The sequence below is a fragment of the Streptomyces spiralis genome (assembly GCF_014654675.1).
Taxonomy (GTDB): Bacteria; Actinomycetota; Actinomycetes; order Streptomycetales; family Streptomycetaceae; genus Streptomyces; species Streptomyces spiralis.
The window spans coordinates 16,043-37,183 of sequence record NZ_BNBC01000041.1; the positions used below are offsets into that span (position 1 = coordinate 16,043).

At 73.0% G+C, this 21,141-nt stretch carries 16 protein-coding genes; 6 read left to right on the forward strand and 10 right to left on the reverse strand.

The window, feature by feature from the left end; all coding sequences use genetic code 11:
• Positions 1-97 precede the first annotated feature (97 nt).
• From murD to rsmH, 7 genes are all read right to left on the reverse strand, one after another.
• Complete coding sequence (gene murD, locus IE318_RS32705) at positions 98-1,534, reverse strand: UDP-N-acetylmuramoyl-L-alanine--D-glutamate ligase (RefSeq protein ID WP_189906176.1); 1,437 nt, start codon at positions 1,532-1,534, stop codon at positions 98-100.
• On the reverse strand, positions 1,516-2,586 hold the full coding sequence (mraY, locus tag IE318_RS32710; RefSeq protein ID WP_107473262.1) for a phospho-N-acetylmuramoyl-pentapeptide-transferase: 1,071 nt from the start codon (positions 2,584-2,586) through the stop codon (positions 1,516-1,518). The genes murD and mraY overlap by 19 nt, the downstream gene beginning before the upstream one ends.
• Positions 2,586-4,001: a UDP-N-acetylmuramoyl-tripeptide--D-alanyl-D-alanine ligase gene (locus tag IE318_RS32715; RefSeq protein WP_189906178.1), complete on the reverse strand. Its 1,416-nt coding sequence runs from the start codon at positions 3,999-4,001 to the stop codon at positions 2,586-2,588. Before IE318_RS32715 ends, mraY begins: the two co-directional genes overlap by 1 nt.
• Before the next feature lie 28 nt (positions 4,002-4,029).
• Positions 4,030-5,685, reverse strand: coding sequence for a UDP-N-acetylmuramoyl-L-alanyl-D-glutamate--2,6-diaminopimelate ligase (locus IE318_RS32720; protein WP_189906180.1), 1,656 nt, complete (start codon positions 5,683-5,685; stop codon positions 4,030-4,032).
• Between the two features lie 167 nt (positions 5,686-5,852).
• Positions 5,853-7,844 carry a peptidoglycan D,D-transpeptidase FtsI family protein gene (locus IE318_RS32725; RefSeq protein ID WP_189906182.1) on the reverse strand — a complete coding sequence of 664 codons (1,992 nt, stop codon included), beginning with the start codon at positions 7,842-7,844 and terminating at the stop codon, positions 5,853-5,855.
• Positions 7,841-8,425, reverse strand: coding sequence for a cell division protein FtsL (gene ftsL / locus IE318_RS32730; protein WP_189906184.1), 585 nt, complete (start codon positions 8,423-8,425; stop codon positions 7,841-7,843). The genes IE318_RS32725 and ftsL overlap by 4 nt, the downstream gene beginning before the upstream one ends.
• 28 nt (positions 8,426-8,453) lie before the next feature.
• On the reverse strand, positions 8,454-9,410 hold the full coding sequence (gene rsmH / locus IE318_RS32735) for a 16S rRNA (cytosine(1402)-N(4))-methyltransferase RsmH (protein WP_189906186.1): 957 nt from the start codon (positions 9,408-9,410) through the stop codon (positions 8,454-8,456).
• A 395-nt stretch (positions 9,411-9,805) separates the two neighbouring features.
• Here rsmH and IE318_RS32740 point away from each other — a divergent pair, with 395 nt between their 5' ends.
• From IE318_RS32740 to IE318_RS32755, 4 genes are all read left to right on the forward strand, one after another.
• Entirely contained in the window at positions 9,806-10,375 is a 570-nt protein-coding gene (locus IE318_RS32740) for a beta-class carbonic anhydrase (protein ID WP_229903904.1), read from the forward strand.
• Positions 10,376-10,638: 263 nt separating this feature from the next.
• Positions 10,639-11,676: an AAA family ATPase gene (locus IE318_RS32745; RefSeq protein WP_189906190.1), complete on the forward strand. Its 1,038-nt coding sequence runs from the start codon at positions 10,639-10,641 to the stop codon at positions 11,674-11,676.
• The gene (locus tag IE318_RS32750; protein ID WP_189906192.1) at positions 11,676-13,100 is read left to right on the forward strand and encodes a DUF58 domain-containing protein; all 1,425 of its coding nucleotides are present in this window, start codon (positions 11,676-11,678) and stop codon (positions 13,098-13,100) included. Before IE318_RS32745 ends, IE318_RS32750 begins: the two co-directional genes overlap by 1 nt.
• A gap of 55 nt (positions 13,101-13,155) precedes the next feature.
• Positions 13,156-15,543, forward strand: a complete 2,388-nt coding sequence (locus tag IE318_RS32755; RefSeq protein WP_189906194.1) for a transglutaminase TgpA family protein — start codon at positions 13,156-13,158, stop codon at positions 15,541-15,543.
• Between the two features lie 210 nt (positions 15,544-15,753).
• On the opposite strand, the gene IE318_RS32760 is transcribed toward IE318_RS32755, so the two are convergent.
• The 3 genes from IE318_RS32760 to IE318_RS32770 form a co-directional block, all read right to left on the reverse strand.
• Entirely contained in the window at positions 15,754-16,146 is a 393-nt protein-coding gene (locus IE318_RS32760) for an SCO2097 family morphological protein (RefSeq protein ID WP_189906196.1), read from the reverse strand.
• Positions 16,147-16,460: 314 nt separating this feature from the next.
• Positions 16,461-17,288, reverse strand: a complete 828-nt coding sequence (locus IE318_RS32765; RefSeq protein WP_189906198.1) for a methyltransferase — start codon at positions 17,286-17,288, stop codon at positions 16,461-16,463.
• Positions 17,289-17,540: 252 nt separating this feature from the next.
• Positions 17,541-18,152: an SAV_6107 family HEPN domain-containing protein gene (locus IE318_RS32770; protein ID WP_030182148.1), complete on the reverse strand. Its 612-nt coding sequence runs from the start codon at positions 18,150-18,152 to the stop codon at positions 17,541-17,543.
• Between the two features lie 162 nt (positions 18,153-18,314).
• Here IE318_RS32770 and IE318_RS32775 point away from each other — a divergent pair, with 162 nt between their 5' ends.
• Both IE318_RS32775 and IE318_RS32780 read left to right on the forward strand, forming a co-directional pair.
• Complete coding sequence (locus tag IE318_RS32775; RefSeq protein WP_030182145.1) at positions 18,315-19,064, forward strand: ATP-binding cassette domain-containing protein; 750 nt, start codon at positions 18,315-18,317, stop codon at positions 19,062-19,064.
• Positions 19,036-21,123, forward strand: a complete 2,088-nt coding sequence (locus IE318_RS32780) for a YhgE/Pip domain-containing protein (RefSeq protein WP_189906201.1) — start codon at positions 19,036-19,038, stop codon at positions 21,121-21,123. Before IE318_RS32775 ends, IE318_RS32780 begins: the two co-directional genes overlap by 29 nt.
• Positions 21,124-21,141 lie beyond the last annotated feature (18 nt).

Below are 21,141 nucleotides of genomic sequence, written 5' to 3' on the forward strand. Positions count from 1 at the left end.
CGCACAGGTCGAGGGCCCGGACAGGCACAGGCACTGACTCGGCTCGCGGGTCCCACGTGTCCCTCCCGAGGTCGCCCGGCGGCGGGGGCGGCCGGGGTCAGCGGGCGCCGAGTTCGCGAACGGCCTCCGCGAACGCGTCACCACGCTTGTTGTAGTTGGTGAACATGTCCATGGAGGCGCAGGCCGGGGCCAGCAGCACCGTGTCGCCGGGCCGTGCGAGCCGCCGCGCTTCCTGGACAGCCTGGAGCATCGCCCCAGTGTCGGTCCGGTCGAGGTCGACGACGGGGACTTCGGGGGCGTGTCGCACGAGGGCGTCACGGATCAGGGCGCGATCGGCGCCGATGAGCACGGCACCGCGCAGCCGCGGCGCCGACTTCGCGACCAGTTCGTCGAAGGTCGCACCCTTCGCCAGACCACCCGCAATCCATACGATCGACTCATATGCCGCCAACGACGCCTCGGCCGCGTGGGTGTTGGTGGCCTTGGAGTCGTCGATGTAGGCGACGCCGTCCACGTCCGCCACGTGCGCGATGCGGTGGGCGTCCGGGGTGAAGGACCGCAGACCGTCCCGGACGGCCTTGGCGGGCACGCCGTAGGCGCGTGCGAGGGCCGCCGCGGCAAGGGCGTTGGCGATGTTGTGCGGGGCGGGCGGGGTGATGTCGGAGACCTCGGCGAGCTCCTGGGCGTTGCGCTGCCGGTCCTCGACGAAGGCGCGGTCGACCAGGATGCCGTCCACGACGCCGAGTTGGGACGGTCCCGGCGCGCCCAGCGTGAACCCGATCGCCCGGCAGCCCTCTTCGACGTCCGCCTCGCGCACCAGGTCCTCGGTGGCCTTGTCGGCGACGTTGTAGACGCAGGCGACGCGGTTGCCCTCGTAGACGCGGCCCTTGTCGGCGGCGTAGGCCTCCATGGAGCCGTGCCAGTCGAGGTGGTCCGGGGCGAGGTTGAGCACCGCGGCGGAGTGGGCGCGCAGGGACGGCGCCCAGTGCAGCTGGTAGCTGGAGAGCTCGACGGCCAGGACGTCGTACGTCTCCTCGCCGAGCACGGCGTCCAGCAGCGAGACGCCGATGTTGCCGACGGCGGCGGTGCGCAGCCCGGCCGCCTTCAGGATCGACGCCAGCATCTGGACGGTCGTGGTCTTGCCGTTGGTGCCCGTCACGCACAGCCAGGGCGCGGCGTCGGGGCCACGCAGCCGCCAGGCGAGCTCCACGTCGCCCCAGACCGGCACGCCCGCCTTCTCGGCGGCCTGGAACAGCGGCTTGCCGGGCTGCCAGCCGGGCGCGGTGACGATCAGCTCGGTGCCCTCGGGCAGGGTGTCGCCGTCCCCGAGGCGCACGGTGACGCCGAGCGCCCGGAGTTCGGCGGCCTGCGCCCGGGCCCGGTCGTCGTCGCCGTCGTTGACGACGGTGACGTGCGCGCCGAGGCCGTGCAGCACCTTGGCCGCCGGGACGCCGGACACACCGAGTCCGGCGACGGTGACGTGCTTGCCCCGGAACTCCGAAGGCACCGATGAGGTCACTTGTCCGCTGCCCATCCCGCGTAGAAGAGGCCGAGTCCGACGATGACACAGATGCCCTGAATGATCCAGAAACGGACCACGACGAGCACTTCGGACCAGCCCTTGAGTTCGAAGTGGTGCTGGAGCGGCGCCATCCGGAAGACCCGCTTGCCGGTGAGCCGGAAGGAGCCGACCTGGATGACCACCGACATGGTGATCAGCACGAACAGGCCGCCCAGCAGCGCGATCAGCAGCTCGGTGCGCGAGCAGATCGCGAGGCCGGCGAGGACGCCGCCGAGCGCGAGCGAACCGGTGTCGCCCATGAAGATCTTGGCCGGCGAGGTGTTCCACCACAGGAAGCCGAGGCAGGCGCCCATCAACGCGGAGGCCACGACCGCGAGGTCGAGTGGATCGCGCACCTCGTAGCAGGCGCCCGGGTTGGTCAGCGTCATGGCGTTGGCGCAGGACTCCTGGTACTGCCATACGCCGATGAAGGTGTAGGCGCCGAAGACCAGGACGGAGGCGCCGGTGGCCAGACCGTCCAGACCGTCGGTGAGGTTCACGCCGTTCGACATCGCCAGGATCATGAACAGCGCCCAGACCACGAACAGCACCGGGCCGATCGTCCAGCCGAAGTCGGTGATGAACGACAGCTTGGTGGAGGCCGGGGTGTTGCCGCGGTTGTCGGAGAACTGCAGCGACAGCACCGCGAAGGCGATGCCGACGATCAGCTGGCCGGCCATCTTCGCCTTGGCGCGCAGGCCCAGCGAACGACGCTTGACGATCTTGATGTAGTCGTCGAGGAAGCCGACCATGCCCATGCCCACCATCAGGCCGAGCACCAGCAGACCCGAGTACGTCGGGGGCTTGCCGGTGATCACCTTTGACAGGAAGTAGGCGGCGACCGTGGCCAGGATGAACGCGATGCCGCCCATGGTCGGCGTACCGCGCTTGCTGGCGTGCTCGCGCGGTCCGTCGTCGCGGATGTACTGACCGTAGCCCTTGCGGGCCAGGAGCTTGATCAGCAGGGGGGTGCCGATCAGGGTCAGGAAGAGGCCGATGACGCCCGCGAAGAGGATCTGGTTCATCATCGGGCGGCGACCTCACCCTCGGTCCCGGCCTGGAGGAGCGCCTCGGCGATGCCCTCCAGACCGACCGAACGGGACGCCTTCACGAGCACCACGTCCCCCGGGCGCAACTCGCTGCGCAACAGGTCGATCGCCGCCTGTGCGTCGGACACGTGCACCGACTCCTCACCCCACGAACCCTCGTTGTATGCGCCCAGTTGCAGCCAGGACGCTTCCCTGCCCCCGACCGCGACGAGCTTGCTGACGTTGAGCCGGACGGCGAGCCGTCCGACCGCGTCGTGCTCGGCGAGCGCCTCGTCCCCGAGCTCGGCCATCTTGCCGAGCACCGCCCAGGTCCGCCGTCCGCGGCCCATGGCCACCAGCGCACGCAGCGCGGCCCGCATGGACTCGGGGTTGGCGTTGTAGGCGTCGTTGACGATGGTCACGCCGTCCGGGCGCTCGGTGACCTCCATGCGCCAGCGGGAGAGGGAGCCCGCCTCGGAGAGCGCGATGGCGATCTCTTCCGCGGACATGCCCAGCTCATGGGCGACGGCGGCCGCGGCGAGCGCGTTCGACACGTGGTGCTCACCGTACAGGCGCATGGTCACATCGGCTGCACCGGAGGGTGTGTGAAGCCTGAAAGCGGGCTGTCCGCTGTCCGTGAGTCTCACGTTCTCGGCGCGTACGTCCGCTTCGCCGGACTCTCCGAAAAGGACCACCTTCGCCTTCGTACGGGAGGCCATGGCCTTCACCAGCGGGTCGTCGGCGTTGAGGATCGCGGCGCCGCCCTCCTCTGCCGGGGGCAGGCTCTCCACCAGTTCGCCCTTCGCCTGGGCGATCTGCTCCCGGCCGCCGAACTCGCCGATGTGGGCGGTGCCGACGTTGAGCACGAGGCCGACCTTGGGCGGGGTCAGCTCGGTGAGGTAGCGGATGTGGCCGATGCCGCGGGCGCCCATCTCCAGCACGAGGAACCTGGTCTCCTCGGTGGCGCTCAGGGCGGTCAGCGGCAGCCCGATCTCGTTGTTGAGCGAGCCGGGTGTGAACACGGTCGGCGCCTGGCGCTGGAGCACCTGGGCGATCAGGTCCTTGGTGCTGGTCTTGCCGGCGGAGCCGGTCAGCGCCACGAGGGTCGCGCCGAGCCGGGTCACGACATGGCGGGCGAGGGCGCCGAGGGCGTTCTGGACGTCCTCGACGACGATCGCGGGCACGCCGACGGGGCGGGAGGCCAGTACGGCGACCGCGCCCGCCCCGACGACGTCCTGCGCGAAGTCGTGGCCGTCCACCCGCTCGCCGACGAAGGCGACGAAGAGGCTGCCGGGGACCACCTCGCGGGAGTCCCGGACGACGGGTCCGGTGACCTGGACGGACGGATCCGGTATGTCGTGCGTCTGCCCGCCGACGACTGCTGCGATCTCGGCGAGGGAGAGGGCGATCACAAGTTCATCCCCTGGGTCTTCTGGATTTTCATCCCTGGGTCTTCCGGATTGCTTCGTGCAGCACCTGGCGGTCGTCGAAGGGACGGACCACCCCGGCGATGTCCTGGCCCTGCTCGTGACCCTTGCCCGCGACCAGCACGGTGTCCCCGGCCTGCGCGCGGCCCACGGCGGCGGCGATCGCGGCGCCCCGGTCCTCGAACAGGAGCACCTCGCCGCGCTCGTGCGCGGGCACCGAGGCGGCGCCCTGGAGCATGGTGGCGAGGATCGCGAGCGGGTCCTCGGAGCGGGGGTTGTCGGAGGTCAGCACGGCGGTGTCGGCGAGCCGGGCCGCGGCGGCGCCCATCGGGGCGCGTTTGGTGCGGTCGCGGTCGCCGCCGCAGCCGAGCACCACGTGCAGCCGGCCCTTGGTGACCTTGCGCAGCGCCTTGAGGACCGACTCGACGGCGTCCGTCTTGTGCGCGTAGTCGACGACCGCGAGGTACGGCTGCCCGGCGTCGACGCGCTCCAGCCGGCCGGGCACGCCCGGTACGGCGGCCACGCCGTCGGCGGCGGCCTGCGCGTCGAGGCCGGCGGCGGCCAGGGCGACGACGGCGGCGAGGGTGTTGGCCACGTTGAACGGGCCGGGCAGCGGCGACCTGGCGGTGATCCGCTGTCCCTCGGGGCCGATCACGGTGAACGTGGAGTCCATCGGGCCCACCTGGACGTCCTCGGCGCGCCAGTCGGCGTCGGGGTCGCCCTCGGCGGAGAAGGTGACCACCGGGACGGTGGCCTCCTTGGCGAGCCGGCGGCCGTACTCGTCGTCGTGGTTGATCACCCCGAGCCTGCTGCGCCGCGGCGTGAACAGCTGCGCCTTGGCCCGGAAGTAGTCCTCCATGTCGGAGTGGAACTCCATGTGCTCCGGGCTGAGGTTGGTGAAGACGGCGATGTCGAAGACGCAGCCGTCCACCCGGCCGAGCACCAGGGCGTGGCTGGAGACCTCCATGGCGACCGCCTCGACACCGCGCTCGCGCATGACCGCGAAGAGTGCCTGGAGGTCGGTCGCCTCGGGGGTGGTGCGCTCGGACTTGATGCGCTCCTCGCCGATGCGCATCTCGACCGTGCCGATCAACCCGGTGGACCTCGCGGTCTTCAGGCCGCCCTCGACCAGGTAGGCCGTGGTGGTCTTGCCGGAGGTGCCGGTGATGCCGATCTGGAGCAGGTCGCTGCCGGGGCGGCCGTAGATCGTGGCGGCCAGCTCGCCCATCCGCCCGCGCGGGTCGTCGACCACGAGGACCGGCAGCCCGGTCGCGGCGGCGCGCTCGGCGCCGGACGGGTCGGTGAGCACGGCGACGGCGCCGAGGCTCGCCGCCTGGGCGACGAAGTCGGCGCCGTGGGCCCGGGCTCCGGGCAGCGCGGCGTACAGGTCGCCGGGGCGCACGGCACGCGAGTCATGGGTGATGCCCGTGACCTCGGCGGCGCCGTCCGGCTGCGCGGCACCCAGCTGATCGGCGAGCTCCGCGAGGGGTGCGGCGGAGACCTGAACCGGTCGCGGCGGCCCCGGGTATGTCACGGAAGCGCCCTTCTGGCTGGTTTGGGACTGATCAGGGTGTGGCACGGCCGTGAGCGTACCGGGCGCAGCGGCCTGCGGGCGAAGTGAGGGCCGGGGCGGGTGGTGGTTCCCGGGATCCGGGGTGATCGTTGTCACGCGCTGTGTCCTGGTGGTTCTGTTCCGGTGGTACGGGTCGTGCGGGGCTTTGGGTCCTATGGGTCTTGTGGGGCGCAAGGATCGCACGGGCGGTCGTACGGGGGCGGTCGTACGGGTCCCGTACGACCGCGGAGCTGCCGGGTGGGGCGCTCAGGCTCGGGCGGATGTCACGGCTTGAAGTCGACGGGCAGGTTCGCGGGCCGTGCCCCGGTCGGCGGGACCTGGAGCGTCTTCAGCGCGAACTCCATGACCTGCTTGTAGATCGGGCCGCAGATCTGGCCGCCGAAGTAGCTGCCCTTCGTGGCGTTCTGGATCGCGCAGTAGACGGTGACGCGGGGGTTGTCGGCGGGCGCGAACCCGGCGAAGGAGGAGGTGTAGCCGCGGTATCTGCCGGTGGCCGGATCCACGCGGTTGGCGGTGCCCGTCTTGCCCGCCACGCGGTAGCCGGGGATGCGCGCCTTCAGGCCGGTGCCCTGTTCGTCGTCCACGACGGACTCCAGCATCTGGGCCACTTGCCTGGCCGTCTTCGCGCTCACGACCCGGCTCTTCGCGGGCTTGGGGGCGGGCGTGAAGCGGCCCTCGGCGTCCTTGGTGCCGCGCACCAGGGACGGCTCGATCCGGACCCCTCCGTTGGCGATCGTCGAGTAGATGGACGCGGCCTGCAGGGCGTTGATGGAGAAGCCCTGGCCGAACGGGATCGTGTACTGCTGCGAGGTGGACCACTTGTCGGCGGGGGCGAGGATGCCCTTGGTCTCGCCGGGGAAGCCGATGCCGGTGTAGCTGCCGATGCCGAACTTGCGCAGGTACGAGTAGAGCACCTTGTTGGCCTCGGGCTGTGTCTTGCCGAGCTGGCCGGTGGCCAGGATGGTGCCGATGTTGCTGGACTTGGCGAGCACGCCGTTGAGCGTGAGGTACCAGGTGTCGTGGTCGACGTCGTCCTGGAAGAGCCGGTCGCCGCGGTGCAGCCGGTTGGGCACGACGACGTGGGTGAGCGGCGTGGCCGCGTGCTCCTCCAGTACGGCGGCCATCGACATGACCTTGGCGGTGGAGCCGGGCTCGTAGGCGTCCTGGACCGCGGCGTTGCCCAGCGCGGCCGGGTCGGCGTGGGCCAGGTCGTTGGGGTCGAAGCCCGGGGAGTCGGCCATGGCGAGGATCTCGCCGGTCCGGGTGTCCTGCACGATCACGTAACCGCGGTCCGCCTGGGACTTGCGCACCTGCTCGGTGATGGCGTTCTGGGCGGCCCACTGGATGTCCCGGTCGATGGTGAGCTCGACGTCGGCGCCGGGTACCGCGGGTGTCTCGTCGGAACCCGCGGTGGGCACCTCCCGGCCGCCCGACTGGGCGTAGCGGACCTTGCCGGGCTTGCCGGACAGCTGCTGCTCCAGCTGCTGCTCGATGCCGCCGCCGCCCTTGCCGTCGGCGTTGACCCAGCCCAGTATCCCGGCCGCCAGGTCGCCGCCCGGGTACACGCGCTTGCTGCTGGGCGAGGAGAAGACCCCGGCGAGGACGTTGACGGTGGTCCTGTCGGCCTGGCCCTTCTTGGTGAGGGCGGCCTTCAGGTCCTTGATCTGCTTCCAGACCTGCGGGGTCTGCCGGCGCGCGAGCAGCACGTACCGGGTGTTCTGCGTCCTGAGTTTCCTGGCGAGCTGCGCCTGGTCCTGGCCGAGGATCGGGGCGAGCAGCGCGGCGGCCCGTTCGGGGCCGTCGCCGATCTTCAGCTGCTCGCGCGTGAACATGGTGGGGTCGGCCGTGATGTCCTCGGCGTCCACGCTGGCCGCCAGGGCCACGCCGTTGCGGTCGGTGATGCCGCCCCGCTCGGCGGCGATGGTGTGGACGACGTAGCGGTTCTCGTCGGCCTTGGCGGCGTAGGCGCTGGCGTCGACGGCCTGCACCTGGAGCAGCCGGAGGACGAAGACGAGCATCACCAGGGTCAGCGTGAGGGCGACCATGCGCAGCCGTGGCCGGGGACTGCCCAGGCGCAGGACGCGCACGGGCGGGGGCCGCCAGGTGGAGTTCGGGCGGCGGGCCGGGCGGCTGCCGGGGCCGGTGCGCGGGCGGCCGCTGCCGCTGCCGCTGCCGGGGCGGGCGGGCCGGGCGGGGCCGGGCACACGGCGGCGCGGCGGTTGCCTTTCTCCAGAAGTGTCTGGCACTTCCGTCACCTGCCGGGGGTCGGGGTCGTGGCGGGCTGGGGGGCGGTCGAGTCGGACGGGCCGGCGACCGGGGCGCTCTGCGGCAGCGTGGGCGACGGCACGGTCTGCCCGGCGGCCGGGAGGAGGCCGTCCGTGGGGGACGGCACGAACGGTGTGGTGGGGAGGGCCTCGGGCGGCAGGACGGAGACCGGCTCGTCCTGGAGGGAGGACCGCTCGGCCGGGGCGGCGGGGGCGGCGGAGGGGACGCCCTTCACGGTGCCGCCGGGCTCGAGGAAGGCGGGATCACCGCCGGGCACCATGCCGAGTTCACGGGCGCGGCGCTGGAGGGCGTCGGGGGCGGAGTAGGAGTCGATGTCCCGCTGCAGGGCCTGTTCCTCGTCGGTGAGGTTCTTGGTGTCCTTCTGCAGGTCGTCCAGCTGGAACGCGCCCTCGCTGAGCGCGGAGTTCAGCACCAGGAGCCCGATGAGGCCGCCGCCCAGGAGCAGCACGACGAGGAGGACGAAGGGCGTGCGGGCGGCCTGCCGGCCACCCTCCGGGAGAAGCCTCGCCAGCCGGGCGGCGCGGCCCCTCAGTTCGGGTTTCCTGCTCAACTGTCCCCCTTCGCATGCCTCACGCCCGTCATTCGACGGACTCCCTGATGCGCTCGGCCCCGCGCAGCCGGGCCGGTGCCGCCCGCCGGTTCTCGGCGATCTCTTCCTCGGTGGGAAGTTCGGCACCGCGCGTGAGCAGCTTGAGCCGGGGCTGGTAGCGCTCGGGGACGACGGGCAGGCCGGGGGGCGCGGTGGAGGCGGCGCCGGCCGCGAACACCTGCTTGACCAGACGGTCTTCGAGCGAGTGGTACGACAGTACGGCGATCCGGCCGCCCAGGCCGAGCGCCTGCACCGCGGCCGGGATCGCCCGCTCCAGCACGGCGAGTTCGCCGTTGACCTCGATGCGCAGCGCCTGGAAGGTGCGCTTGGCCGGGTTGCCGCCGGTGCGCTTGGCGGCCTGCGGCAGCGCATCGCGGATCAGCTCCACCAGCCGGGCGCTGGTGGTGAACGGCTCCTTCTCGCGTTCGCGCACGATCGCGGCCACGATCCGCTTGGCCTGCTTCTCCTCGCCGTACGCCCGCAGGATGCGCACCAGTTCGCCGGGCGCGTAGGTGTTGAGGACCTCGGCGGCGCTGATACCGGTGGACTGGTCCATGCGCATGTCCAGGGGCGCGTCCTGGGCGTAGGCGAAGCCGCGGTCGGCCTCGTCGAGCTGCATGGAGGAGACGCCGAGGTCGAACAGGACGCCCTGGACGCGCGGGATGCCCAGTCGCTGCAGCACCTCGGGCAGCTCGTCGTAGACGGCGTGCACCAGGGTGGCCCGGTCGCCGAACGGGGCGAGGCGCTCGCCGGCGTGGCGCAGTGCCTCCTTGTCGCGGTCCAGGGCGACGAGCCGGGCCTCGGGGAACCGGGTGAGCAGCGCCTCGCTGTGCCCGCCGAGGCCGAGGGTGCAGTCGACGGCCACCGCTCCCGGCCGCTCCAGGGCGGGTGCCAGCAGATCCAGGCACCGCTGGAGCATCACGGGGACGTGTCGGCTGTTGCTCAAGGGGCCCTCTCAGGTCCGGCGCGCCCCGCACGCACCGCCGGGTCCCCGACCGCTCGCGGACGGGAAGTCCTGCCGGCGCCAAAAGCGTCAGCCGACCGGGAGCGGGTGGAGGCCGAGCCGTACGTACGCGCCGCGCACGCGGGGAGACCGTTCGGGTGTGTGCCCCGGTCTCCGGGAATGCAGTTCGGGAGGCCACGCCTCCCGCTTCGCGTCACTTTAGTCCACCCTGTCTCCCGGTCAATCAACCGGCCTGCGCGTCGCCCGGCGGAGTGTCCGTGACACGGCATTGCGGAGTGATTCACCCGTAAGGAGGTGTGCTGCGGTGCGTGTGGAGTCGCTCACAACTGGCCACCATGGCGTTCTTTGTCCCTTCTCACAGCAGGACCGGAGCGGACATGACCAGTACCGTCATAGGTATGACGACTTCCGCATCAGTCCCCGCCGGATCCGAGGCCGCCATAGCGCAGGGCGCCGTCACCGACCGCCTCGTAGCGGCCAACGAGGCCTACGCCGACGCGTTCAGCGACCCGGGTATGGACGCCCGTCCCGTCCTCCAGGTGGCGGTCGTGGCCTGCATGGACGCCCGTCTCGACCTGCACGCCGCGCTCGGCCTGAAGCTCGGCGACTGCCACACCATCCGCAACGCCGGCGGCGTCGTCACCGACGACGTGATCCGCTCGCTGGCCATCAGCCAGCGGGCGCTCGGCACCCGCCGGGTCGTGCTCATCCACCACACCAACTGCGGCATGGAGACCATCACCGAGGACTTCCGGCACGAGCTGGAGATGGAGGTCGGCCAGCGACCGGCGTGGGCGGTCGAGGCGTTCCGCGACGTCGACCAGGACGTACGGCAGTCGATGCAGCGCGTGCGCACCTCGCCGTTCCTGCCGCACACCGACGATGTGCGCGGCTTCGTGTTCGACGTCAAGACCGGGCGGCTGCGCGAGATCGACCCCGCCGCCTGACCGACCCCGCCCGTTCCGAGGACCGCCGCGCCCGTTCTGCACCGCGAAAGGGCGTAAGCCCCGACATATCGCGGCCAGTTGTCCACAGGCGAGTGACACGAATCGGTAACGGCGGCAAGAATGCGGGTGTGACGTCGCGCGGAACCTTTCCGGCGCGGTGTCCGTGTTCGGGGTGGGCCGGTCCGCTCAGCGGCGCGTCGGTCCGGAAAGTTGGGGAATCCCCTGCTCCGCCAAGGGCATGGGGACGGGCCGAGGAGGGCCGGGTGACGACCTATGACGATCGAGCGAGCCTCACTGATCTGACCGCCACTGTGGAGCGCGTCCGCAGTTCGGTGGAGGGAGTGATCGAGGGCAAGCCCGAGGTCGTACGGCTCTCGCTGACCGTACTGCTCGCCGAGGGGCATCTTCTGATCGAGGACGTCCCCGGGGTGGGCAAGACCATGCTGGCGAAGGCACTGGCGCGGTCCATCGACTGCTCGGTGCGGCGCATCCAGTTCACGCCCGACCTGCTGCCGTCGGACATCACCGGCGTGTCCATCTGGGACCAGCAGCGCCGCGACTTCGAGTTCAAGCCGGGCGCCGTCTTCGCGCAGATCGTGATCGGCGACGAGATCAACCGCGCCTCGCCCAAGACCCAGTCGGCGCTGCTGGAGTCCATGGAGGAGCGCCAGGTCACCATCGACGGGCAGACCTACGAACTGCCCAGCCCGTTCATGGTGGTGGCCACCCAGAACCCGGTCGAGATGGAGGGCACCTACCCGCTGCCCGAGGCCCAGCGCGACCGCTTCATGGCGCGCGTCTCCATCGGCTATCCGAGCCCGGAGGCCGAGTTGCAGATGCTGGACGTGCACGGCGGGGTGAGCCCGCTGGACGACCTGCAGCCGGTGGCGCACGCGCACGATGTCGTCAAGCTGATCGAGGCCGTGCGCGGGGTGCACGTCGCCGACTCCGTACGGCGCTACGCGGTGGACCTGGTCGCCGCCACCCGCGCCCACCCCGACCTCAGACTCGGCGCCTCGCCGCGCGCGACGCTGCACCTGCTGCGCGCGGCGAAGGCGTCCGCCGCCCTGAGCGGCCGGGAGTACGCGCTGCCGGACGACGTCCAGGCACTGGCCGTGGCGGTGCTGGCCCACCGGCTGCTCCCCACCGCCCAGGCCCAGCTCAACCGGCGTACGGCCGAGCAGGTCGTCGGGGAGATCCTGCAGCACACCCCGGTGCCCGCCACCTCGCAGCAGGCCGGTGGCCTCGGTCTGGGCGGCACCGCGCCCGAGTTCGGCCGCCGGCAGCCGCGGAGGCTGTGATGAGCACCGCGGGGACACCGCGCGCGGAGGACGAGCGGGGCGACCGGGGCGGCCTCCGTACCGCGCTGGCCGGTCTGACCACCCGCGGACGCTCCTTCCTGGCCGCCGGTGTCGCGGCCGCGATCTGCGCCTACGTCCTCGGCCAGCCCGACCTGCTGCGGGTCGGGCTGCTGCTCGCCGTGCTGCCGCTGGCCTGCGCCACCGTGCTCTACCGCACGCGCTACCGGGTCTCCGGCAGCCGCAGGCTCTCCCCGGCGCGCGTGCCCGCGGGCGGCGAGGCGCGGGTGCACCTGCGGATGGACAACGTCTCCCGGCTGCCCACGGGCCTGCTGATGCTCCAGGACCGGGTGCCCTACGTACTCGGCCCGCGCCCCCGCTTCGTGCTCGACCGGGTGGAGCCCGGCGGGCGCCGCGAGGTGTCCTACCGGGTCCGCTCCGATCTGCGCGGCCGCTATCCGCTGGGCCCGCTCCAGCTGCGGCTGAGCGACCCGTTCGGGATGTGCGAGCTGACCCGGTCCTTCTCGACGTTCGACAACCTGACCGTGATCCCGCGTGTGGAGGCGCTGCCGCCGGTGCGGCTGATCGGCGAGGCCAAGGGATACGGGGACGGGCGGCAGCGCTCGCTGGCGCTGGCGGGCGAGGACGACGTGATCCCGCGCGGGTACCGCTACGGCGACGACCTGCGCCGCGTGCACTGGCGGTCCACCGCGCGCTACGGAGAGCTGATGGTGCGCCGCGAGGAACAGCCGCAGCGGGCCCGCTGCACGGTGCTGCTGGACACCCGGGCCATCGCCTTCCGGGGCGCGGGTCCCGACTCGGCCTTCGAGTGGGCGGTGTCCGGCGCCGCCTCCGTCCTGGTGCACATGCTGGAGCGGGGCTTCTCGGTACGGCTGCTGACGGACACCGGAAGCTCGGTGCCGGGCGAGGGCTCCGACGGGTTCGCGGGCAGCGGCCCGGAGTCGGCGGACGCGGCCGGGCTGATGATGGACACCCTCGCGGTGATCGACCACTCGGACGGGGCGGGTCTGTCCCGCGCCTACGACGTGCTGCGCGGCGGCAACGAGGGGCTGCTGGTGGCCTTCCTCGGCGACCTCGACGAGGCCCAGGCCGCGGTGGCCGCCAAGATGCGGCAGCGCAGCGGCGGCGCGGTGGCCTTCCTGCTGGACAGCGACGCCTGGCTGCGCGAGCCGACCGACGTGCCCGGCCCGGCGGCCCCGGGCGGGGAGCGGCTCCGGCTGCTCCGCGACGCCGGCTGGACGGCGGTGAGCGTCCCCCGGGGCGCCTCGCTGACCGAAGTGTGGCGCCAGGCGGACCGCGACCGCACCAGCGCCGGTCCGACCGGCACAACGGGGGTGGGCGCGGCAGGCGCGGCCGCCTTCGGCGCGGCGGCGCAGGGCGCGGCGCTCGGGGAGGGACGGTCATGAACGGCACGACCGTACGAGCCGTACCGGAGAAGTGGCGCGAGTGGGGGGTGCGGGCGTGAGCGGGCGGACGCGGCTGGCGATGTGTGCCGCGGTGGCCACGTTGATGGCGGCGTGTGCGCTGCTGCCGCTGGTCTCCTCCGCGGCGTGGCTGGTGCAGGCCGCGCTGCTGCTGGCGGTGCAGTCGGGGGTCGGCGCGGCGGCCCGGCGGGTGCCGTTGGCCCGGCCGCTGACCGTGGCGGCGCAGGCCCTGGTCACGCTGCTGCTGCTGACCCTGGTCTTCGCCCGGGCCCAGGCCGTGGCCGGACTGATCCCCGGGCCGGACGCCTTCCGGCACCTGGCCGCCCTGCTCCAGCAGGGCGCGGACGACGTCGGCCGGTACGCGATCCCGGCACCGCTGAGCGACGGCATCCGGCTGATGCTGGTCGGCGGTGTCCTGCTGATAGGGCTGATCGTGGACGCCGTCGCGGTGACCCTGCGCAGCGCGGCCCCCGCCGGCCTGCCGCTGCTGGCGCTGTACTCCGTGGCAGCGGGGCTGTCCACCGGCGGGACCGACTGGCTGTGGTTCCTGGTCGCGGCCGCCGGCTATCTGATGCTGCTGCTGGCCGAGGGCCGGGACCGGCTCTCGCAGTGGGGCCGGGTGTTCAGCGGGGCGTCCCGCGCGGCGGGCGGCGATCCGGCCGGTGCGACGGCACCGGTGCGCACGGGGCGCCGTATCGGCGCGGTCGCGCTGGGCGTCGCCCTGGTGGTGCCCCTCGCCCTGCCGGGCATGCGCGGCGGGCTGCTGGGCCCCGCGGGCACCGGCGTCGGCGGGGGTCTCGGGGGCGGCGGAACGATCTCGGCGGTGAACCCGCTGGTGTCGCTGCGGGACAGCCTGAACGTGGACGAGGACCGCACGGTCCTGAGCCTGCGCACGACCTCCGAGGACTCCTCCGACCTGTATCTGCGGATCGTGTCCCTGGACGACTTCGACGGCACCACCTGGAAGCCGTCCCAGCGGCACATCATCGGCGTGCCCGACCCCCTCCCCACCCCGGCCGGGCTCGCCGGCGACGTCAGGCGGTCGGAGATCACCACGTCCATCTCGACGGCGGACTGGTACGCCCAGGACTGGCTGCCGATGCCGTATCCGCCCAGCGGTGTGCGGGTCAAGGGAAGCTGGCGTTACGAACCCGTGGGCATGACCCTGGTCGGTGACCACGGGCAGAACACGCGCGGGCTGTCGTACCAGGTCAGAAGCCTGGACCTGCAGCCGACGGCCGCGCAGCTGGCCGCGGCGCCGGAGCCGTCCGAGGCGATCAGGCGCGAGTACACCAAGGTGCCCGACACCCTGCCGGGGCTCGTCGCCAACACCGCGCGGGCGGTGACCGACGGAGCCACGAACCACTATGAGCAGGCGGTCAAGCTCCAGAACTGGTTCGCCGTGAACGGCGGCTTCCAGTACGACACGCAGGTGGAGGTGGGCAGCGGCTCCGAGGCGATCTCCCGGTTCCTGAGGTCCAAGCGGGGCTTCTGCGTGCACTTCTCCTTCGCGATGGCCGCGATGGCCCGCACGCTCGGCATTCCCGCCCGGGTCGCGGTCGGCTTCGCGCCCGGCTCGGCGCAGGGCGACGGCACGATCGCGGTGGGGCTGAAGGACGCCCATGCCTGGCCCGAGCTCTACTTCGAGGGCGTCGGCTGGACCCGTTTCGAGCCGACGCCGACCCGCGGCACGGTGCCCTCCTACACCCAGCCGGAGACCTCGGGGACGACCCTGCCGAACCCGGCGGAGCCGTCCCAGCAGGCGAGCACGGCACCGTCGGCCGCCCCCTCGGCGAGCGCGGGCTGCCCGCCGCAGCTGAAGCGGCTGGGAGAGTGCCCGAGCCCGTCGGCGCAGGCCGCGCTGCCCGTCGACCGCGGGGGCCCCGGGTGGGGCGCGGTCGCGGCCTGGGCGCTGGCCGGGCTGATCCTCGTCGTGCTGCCGTTGTCGCCGATGCTGTGGCGCAGACGGACGCGGTCCGTCCGGCTCGGCGCGCACGGGCGGGGCGAGGCGGACACGGCTCCGCACACCCTGGCCGTCTGGCAGGAACTCACCGACACCGCCTGGGACTTCGGGATCCTTCCGGACGAGTCGCAGACGCCGCGCAGGGCGGCCGCGCGGATCGTCCGTCTCGGGCACCTCGACCCGGTGACGGCCGAGTCCGTGCACCGGCTGGCCGATGCCGTGGAACAGGTCCTCTACGCGCCGCGTCCGCGTCCGGTCCCGGGTCTCGCCGAGGACGTACGCCGCGTCACCGCGGGCCTGGGCGCCACGGCCTCCCGCGGCGCCAGGCTCCGTGCCGTCCTCGCTCCCCGCTCGGCCGCCCGCCTGGCCTGGACGCTCTCGGCCCGCTGGGCCGCCGTGAAGTCCCGCACCGCGGCCCTGCGCCCGGCCCCACGCAGGCGACCGTCGGGCCAGCAGGGCTGACAGCAGGGCTGAGCGCGCCAAGGCCGAGCGCGTCCGGGGGGCACCGGTCGGTGCCCCCCGGATGGTGTGACGGAAAAGCCGTGGGAGGGGCCTCAGCGGGACAAGAGGACCGCGGAGGACCGCAGCGGGACACGAGTGACGGGGTACGAGCAAGGGGCCGGCCACCCTCGGTGACCGGCCCCTCGGCACGGCTGGAGTTCTGCTGCGGGGTCAGTGCCCCTGCTGCTCGTCGCGGCGGCGCTGCCAGCGCTCCTCGATACGGTCCATCATGGAGCGCTTCGCACGGGCCTGACCGCGGCCCTGCGGGCCGCCGACGGGCCGCTCGCCCGGCTTGGGTGCCTTGCGCCAGCCGGTCACGGCCAGCAGGGCGCAGCCCAGCATCACCAGGAAGCCCACGACGCTCACCCAGTAGTACGGGACGATCACACCTGCCATGAGGAGCGCGATACCCACGAGGAAGCCCGCCACCGCCTGGTAGACCCGCCGCCGGGTGTACGTACGCAGCCCGCTTCCCTCGAGCGCCGACGCGAACTTGGGATCTTCGGCGTACAGCGCTCGCTCCATCTGCTCGAGCATGCGCTGCTCGTGCTCCGAGAGCGGCACGGAGTCCTCCTCATCGTGCAGTCGCCGGGGCGACCCGGGGGGTCCCTTCAGGATAGGCAGGGAATCGCCCCCGTGAAACCCGCCCCTCTGCGCCAATTGGCCAACCGCACCCGCCACGACGGACCCGGCTCGCTGAGGCTTCCATTCCCCGGCGGCCGACCCGTCATGCCGGGCGGTCTCCCTCGATCATACGGCGCACGGGCCCGGATCGGGGGGCCTGTGGCGGACTCCATGCCCGCCCCCACCGCGGCCCGATCGACGCCCGGACCACGGCGGTGACCACCGCTGAAGCCGTTTCGGGACGCCCGGGGCGCTCAGGCCCCGGTGGCGCCCCGGGTCTCACCGAGGACGTGGAGCTGTGTGGCCACGGAGTGGAAGGCGGGGAGCTCGGCCGCCGCCGCCTCCAGCTTCAGCAGCGCGTCCAGCGCCGCGGGCTCGGTGTCCACCAGCACGCCGGGCACCAGGTCGGCGAAGACCCGCACGCCGTGCACCGCGCCGATCCGCAGCCCCGCGCCCTCGACGAGGGCGGTGAGCTGCTCGGCGGTGAAGCGGCGCGGCATCGGGTCGCCCTGCCCCCAGCGCCCGTCGGGGTCGGCGAGGGCCCGCCGCGCGTCCGTGAAGTGGCCGGCCAGCGCGCGGGCGAGCACGGCGCCGCCGAGACCCGACGCGAGCAGGCTGAGCACCCCCTCCTCGCGCAGCGCGGCGACCGCGTTGCGCACGCCCTCGGCGGGGTCGTCGACGTACTCCAGGACCCCGTGGCAGAGCACGGCGTCGTACCCGCCGCGCTCGACCACGTCGAACAGGCCGTGGGCGTCGCCCTGCACGCCCCGCACCCGGTCGGCCACGTCCGCCTCGGCGGCGCGGCGCTCCAGCGCGAACAGCGCGTTGGGGCTGGGGTCGACGACGGTGACGCGGTGGCCGAGGCGGGCGACGGGCACGGCGAAGTTGCCGCTGCCGCCGCCGGTGTCGAGGACGTCCAGCGACTCCCGGCCCGTGGCCTTGACCAGCCGGTCCAGGGCCTCTCGCAGGACCTCCCAGACCACGGCGGTACGGAGCGAGGCGCGGGTCCCCGAGGGGCCGGAGCGCAGCGGCGCCGATTGAGGGTGGTGGTGGGAGACGGGAGGGCGCATCGGGTCCGACACGGCAGTTGACTCCTCGAGGCGGCACCGCCTCTTGCACGGCGGGGCGATCGGGCTGCCCCCTCCGCCCGGGGCACGGGAGGCGGGAGGCTTCAGGCGTCTTCCACCCTATTGCCTCCGACGCCCTGTACGCCCATTGCCTCCGGCGCCCTGTCCATTGCCTTCCGCGCCCTGTCCGCCCGCCGCGTCCGCCCTGCCGGCTCCTGTGACGCCGCGGCCCCGGGACCCCGCGGACCCCGCGCCCCCTGGGACGGCTCAGCCCGCGTCCGGCATGTCGTGCCGGACCTCGCGCCGCGCGTCGTACCCGGTGTCGTGCCGGGCGTCGTGTGCGGGGCGGGCGGTGCCGGGCTCGGCGGCGTCCTGGCGCGGCTGGGGCAGCACCGGCTGGAGGACCAGCATCCGCTCGACGATGCGGATGAACATCGCCACGTCCCGTATCAGGTCGTCGGCGTCCCGCCGGCCCGCCGCGCCCTGGACCCCGGCCTCGGCCAGGGCGCGGCGGCGCGCGCCCGCGGCGAACAGCGCGCTCCACTCGGTGAGTTCGGGCGCGATCTCGGGGAGCACCTCCCAGGCGCTGCGGATGCGCGCCCGGCGCCGGGATGTGGGCTCGGGGCGCGCCCGCGCGGCGAGCACGGCGGCGGCGGTACGCAGGGCGGCCAGGTGGGCGGTCGCGTAGCGCTCGTTGGGCGTTTCCAGGACGGCGGCCTCTTCCAGCCCCGCGCGGGCCTTGGCGAGCAGGTCGAGAGCGGCGGGCGGGGCCGTCGCCCGGCGGAGCACGGGGTGCACGTCGCTCGCCGGGCCGGTCAGTGAGGGGGCAGGGCCGGTGGCGCGGCGCCGGCGGGCGGCGGCTGCGGACGGGTTGGCCATGACGAACCTCCTGTCGTCTGGGTGACGGCACAGGTGCCGTATGTGCCCATCGTGAGGTATGCCACTGACAATCCGTTCTGACCTGGGCCTTTGCTTCGATCGCACATTCGGTATAGCTTTTGCACTGACCAGTCAGTTCAAAAACTCGGGGAGGGGGGAGCCGTGGACGACACGGCGCACGGCCTCGGGGTCAGGGCCCGCGGCTTCGGACTGCGCGGGCCCCGCGGCTGGGCGTTCCGCGACGTGGACCTCGACGCGGAGCCCGGTTCGCTGATCGCGGTCGAGGGCCCGTCCGGCTCCGGCCGTACCTGCCTGCTGCTCGCGCTCACGGGGCGGATGCGGCCCACGGACGGGATGGCCGAGGTGGGCGGCTTCAGGCCGCCCCGGCAGATGTCCGCCCTGCGCCGGGTCAGCGCGCTCGCCAACGTCTCCGGTGTCACCGACCTGGAACCGGCCCTGACCGTCGGGGAGCACCTGCGTGAACGGGCGCTGCTGCGGCGGGCGTTCGGCTCCGCTCCGCGCGCGCTGCTGCGCTCGCCCGGACGACGGCGGGCCGAGGGGAAGCGCCTGATCGACACCGCGCTGGAGGCCGCCCGTCTCGACGTCGGGACGCTGCCCAAGGGCGCCCGCACCGCCGTACGCGACCTGGAGCGCGCGGAGGCGCTGCGCCTGTCCGTCGCCCTCGCGCTGATGTCCGGGCCGCGGCTGCTCGCCGTCGACGACACCGACTACAAGCTCCGGCCGTCCGAACGGTCCGAGACCTGGGCGCTGTTGAGGTCCGTCGCCGAGTCCGGGACGACCGTGCTCGCGGTCTGCGGAGAGGCGCCGGAAGGGGCACGGACCGTCTCCACCAGGCCGTCCCGGAAGAAGAAGGAGGCGGCCGATGCGCCCGCCGAGACTGGCCGCTCTTGAGCTGAGGCGGTTCGGGCGCGGCAGGCTGCCGCGCGCCGCACTGGTCGCGCTCCTGGTGCTGCCGCTGCTGTACGGCGCCCTGTACCTGTGGTCCTTCTGGGACCCGTACGGCCACCTTGACCGCATCCCCGTGGCCCTCGTCGACGACGACCAGGGGGCCACCGCCGGCGGCCGGAGGATCACGGCAGGCGACGACCTGACCGAGGGGCTGCTGGAGAGCGAGGTCTTCGACTGGCACCGGGTGAGCGCCGACGAGGCCCGCCGGGGCGTGGAGGACGGCACCTACTACCTGTCGCTGACCGTGCCCGCCGACTTCAGCAGGCGCATCGCCTCCAGCGCGGGCGACTCCCCGGAGACCGGCGCGCTCCGGGTCCGTACGAACGACGCCAACAACTACATCGTCGGGCAGATCTCCAAGACGGTGTTCAACGAGGTGCGCACGGCCGCCTCCACCAAGGCCTCGCGGTCCTTCCTGGACCGGATCTTCGTCTCGTTCTCCGACATCCACGGCCGGACGGTGAAGGCCGCGAAGGGCGCCGATCGGCTCAGCGGCGGCATCGGCAAGGCGGAGAAGGGCTCCAAGGACCTCGCCGACGGGCTGGCCGACGCCAAGAAGGGCAGCGGCAAGCTGTCCAAGGGCCTGAAGAAGCTCGACACCGGGGCGGGCGACCTGGAGGACGGCTCCCGGCAGGTGGCCGACGGCACGCGGACCCTGGCCGACCGGGTCAACACCGTGCACGGCAAGGTGGGCCCCTTCCTGAAGGACAACGAGAAGACGATCGGCGACTCCGCCCGGCTGGTCGCCGACTCGGCCAAGGCGATCCGCCACAACCTCGACACGCTGGTGAAGAGCGCACCGGGCGCCGCAAAGGGAGCCCACGCGGCCTCCACCGTCCTGGACGACGTCTACACGCGGCGCTGCGCGCGGCCCGCCGTCCTGCCCGACCCCGCCTGCCCCGACCTGAAGAAGGCCGAGGAGGCCGCCGCGGACGTGGCCGGCATCGCCGACGACGTCAACACACTGATCGCGGACAACGACGGCGACCTGAAGAAGCTCGACACGAACCTCGCCGGCCTCCAGAAGCAGGCCCAGGCCCTCGCCGACCGCGCACCCCACCTCTCCGAGGACGTCGACGACGCCGTGAAGAGGATCAACAAGCTGAACGAGGGCGCCGGCAAGGTCGCCGCGGGCGCGAAGAAGCTGCACACCGGGCTCGGTACGGCCAAGTCCGGAGCGGCGGGTCTCGACAAGGGCGTCGGCACGCTGCGGACGGGCGCCGAGGACCTCAACGGGGGCATCTACAAGCTGGCCGACGGCTCCGGCAGGCTCGCCGGCGGGCTGCACGACGGAGCGGAACGGATCCCGGACTACGACAAGAAGGGCCGCGACCGGCGCACCGGCGTCATGGCCGACCCGGTGCGGCTGGCCGCGCAGGACCTGCACCACGCGCCGAACTACGGCACCGGCTTCGCCCCCTACTTCATCCCGTTGTCCCTGTGGGTGGGCGCCATGGTGGCGTACATGCTGATCCCGCCGATGAACCGGCGCGCGCTCGCGGTCGGCGCCTCCTCGTGGCGGATCGCGCTGGCGGGCTGGCTGCCGGTGGCCGCGGTCGGGGTGCTGCAGACGGCGGCCCTGATGGCGGTGCTGCACTGGGCGATCGGCCTGGAGATGACCCGCGCGGGAGGGACTATCGCCTTCCTGTTCCTGGTGGCGGCGTGCTTCGCGGCGATCGTGCAGTGGCTGAACGCGCGCTTCGGTCCCGCGGGCCGGATCCTGGTCCTCGCCCTGCTGATGCTCCAACTGACGTCCGCGGGCGGCACCTATCCCGTGCAGACGAGTCCGGGCTTCTTCAACGCGCTCCACCCGTTCCTGCCGATGAGTTACGTCGTCGACGCCCTCAGGCGGCTGATCACGGGCGGCGGCCTCGCCCCGGTCTGGACGGCCTGCGCGGTGCTGGCGGGCTTCACCGCCGCCGCGCTCGCGCTGACCGCCGTGGCGGCCCGGCGCCGGCAGGTGTGGACCCTGGACCGGCTGCACCCGGAGCTGAGCCTGTGAGCCCGCCACCGCCCGCAC